General features: G+C 70.2%; 2 protein-coding genes and 1 pseudogene. All 3 read right to left on the reverse strand.

Annotation, left to right across the window (positions count from 1 at the left end):
• Positions 1-788, reverse strand: a pseudogene (locus ACIBEA_RS44450) (transposase); the annotation flags it as partial.
• Positions 785-1,633, reverse strand: a complete 849-nt coding sequence (locus ACIBEA_RS44455) for a TnsA-like heteromeric transposase endonuclease subunit (protein WP_399270259.1) — start codon at positions 1,631-1,633, stop codon at positions 785-787. The gene ACIBEA_RS44455 and the pseudogene ACIBEA_RS44450, both read right to left, overlap by 4 nt.
• A 129-nt stretch (positions 1,634-1,762) precedes the next feature.
• Positions 1,763-1,966: a hypothetical protein gene (locus tag ACIBEA_RS44460; RefSeq protein WP_399270261.1), complete on the reverse strand. Its 204-nt coding sequence runs from the start codon at positions 1,964-1,966 to the stop codon at positions 1,763-1,765.
• Between the last annotated feature and the right edge of the window lie 80 nt (positions 1,967-2,046).

Raw genomic sequence — 2,046 nt, forward strand, 5'->3', positions numbered from 1 at the left:
GCAGTCTCCGCCGTACGGACGTAACGCTGACGCGCGCCGTCCGAACCGAACCACTCCCGCCAGACCGCGATCAGCGTGTTCCGGGACGGCACGTCCTCGAGAGGGAACTCGGGAAACACCTCATTGACGTACTGGTTCACCAGCCGGATCCGGGCGGCCATGGTCATCCGCGACCGCCGAAGCGACTCCTGCCGGACCGCGAAAATCGCCTCCCGGACCTCCTCCGTGATGCTCTGATGCCCGCCGCCGGCCCGGGTCCACCGGCCGTCCGCGCAAGCCAGCACCAGGTCCCGGCCGCTCTTCCCCGCCAGCCGCTCCAGCGTGCGCTTACTCAGGAACCGCAGGCCCAAGGCGGCGGCTTCGACGGGAGGAAGAGCTTGGACCTCGGCCGCCTTCGCCCGGCGCCGCTCAGCCAGCGTCGTCGTCTGCGGGTCGTATGCCGGCCGCGGCTCGCCGGGCAGCGCCCGTGACGGGTGCCCGGCGCGGAAGCCGGTCTCGGCTTCCAGGACGTGCTCGGCCCGGATCCGGGCCCGCAGAAGCTGTTCCTCGGTCAGATCGCCCAGGACGACCCCCTGCCGGCTGCCTCGGACCGACAGCGCCTTGGAGGTCTTCAGCGGCCGGACGTTCGGGTGGTTCACCAGCCACCGCAGCGAACGGCGCTTGCGCTCGCCCGCGGCCGTGGCCAGCACGACGCGGCCCACCTGCGGCTCCACCGCCTCGACCGTCCACTCCACCCCGTCGAGCTCGAGGGGGACCCCGGGAGCCAAGGCCAGAACGCCGCGACTCACGACCGGCTCCCTAGAGCCGCCGGACCACTTCCGCCCGCCCAGACCACCGAGCGGTCACCCAGGGGACTTGCCAGGTCAACGCCCAGACGGCGATGCCAGAGCAGATGAACGGCCTCCGCCCGAGCCACGAGTGGCCACGGTGTCGAAGCGACCAGGTCACCGAATGACAGCGGCCCCCGCTCGGCCAGCTCCAGCAGCTGCGGCTGCAGGCCCAGCCGGTCTGACCTCGCTCTGCGCCGTGCGGAAAGCTCGTCCACCACACTCAGAACGTGCGGCCGCCAGCCCGTCACCACGCTGTAGCGCCACCCTGCGCTCGCAGCGGCTTCCCGAGTCGCGGCAAAATTCACCAGGTCCTCGTCCCGGATCAGGCTGGCGGGCCGAACGTCCAGCACCCACCTCCCGCCGTCGGGCATCACCGCCAGGAAGTCCGGAATGTGTGCCGAACGGCCACCAACATGCTCGAAATCCAAGCGGAACGGCTGAGGCAGAACCTCCACCACCCCGACGAAGTCCAGCACCAGCAGCAGGGCGCGCTCCTCCAACGACTCGAACCCATGCAGCCGGCCGGTCGAAACCAAGAACTCCAGTCCGGGCCGATGAAACTGCCGCGGCAGCCAGGTGAACCGCCGGACAGGCTGCGAGGACAGAACCCCGACCGAGGCCAAGTCCCGTACGGGCCAGACGATCTGGTCGCCACCCACCGTCCAGGACGTCGCCCACCGGCCGACCCGGCCGCCGCCGAGCAGCAGCCGGTCCCGGACCACCACGTCACCGGCGTACGGCAAGGCCAGCGAGTCGAGGCCACAGGTATCCGATCCAAGTGCCGGCCCGGCTTCCGTACTCACAGGATCAGAACAGCAGGTCAGGTATGCGGGGCGGTGTGGCTCTTCGAAGGTGACCGTAACTAACGGTTACCGATCACTTCTGTTGTCGGGCGACACGAGGGAATGTCAGGCGCTCTGCCACGCGACGTGTCAGTGCCCCGTAGGTCGGTCCTCTGCTTCGGGGTGCGTCTGGTCCCGCGCGTCGATGGCGTCGTAACCGTCGTACGGCCCGAAGGGCCCGATCTCTCCGGCGGTGCGGCCACCCAGGAAGGGGGCGGCCCCCTTCATCCGGTACGGCGCGGGGATCACGGAGCCCGCCCGGACGCGTCCCTGTACGCCGCCGACCTCCGGCATTCGCCAGCTTGAGCGGCGGCACCGTGCTTGCCGAAGATCACGCGGGGCCCCGGGGTCTGCCGGACGGCTCTTCTTCGTCC

The organism is Streptomyces sp. NPDC051555, assembly GCF_044454405.1.
Taxonomy (GTDB): Bacteria; Actinomycetota; Actinomycetes; order Streptomycetales; family Streptomycetaceae; genus Streptomyces.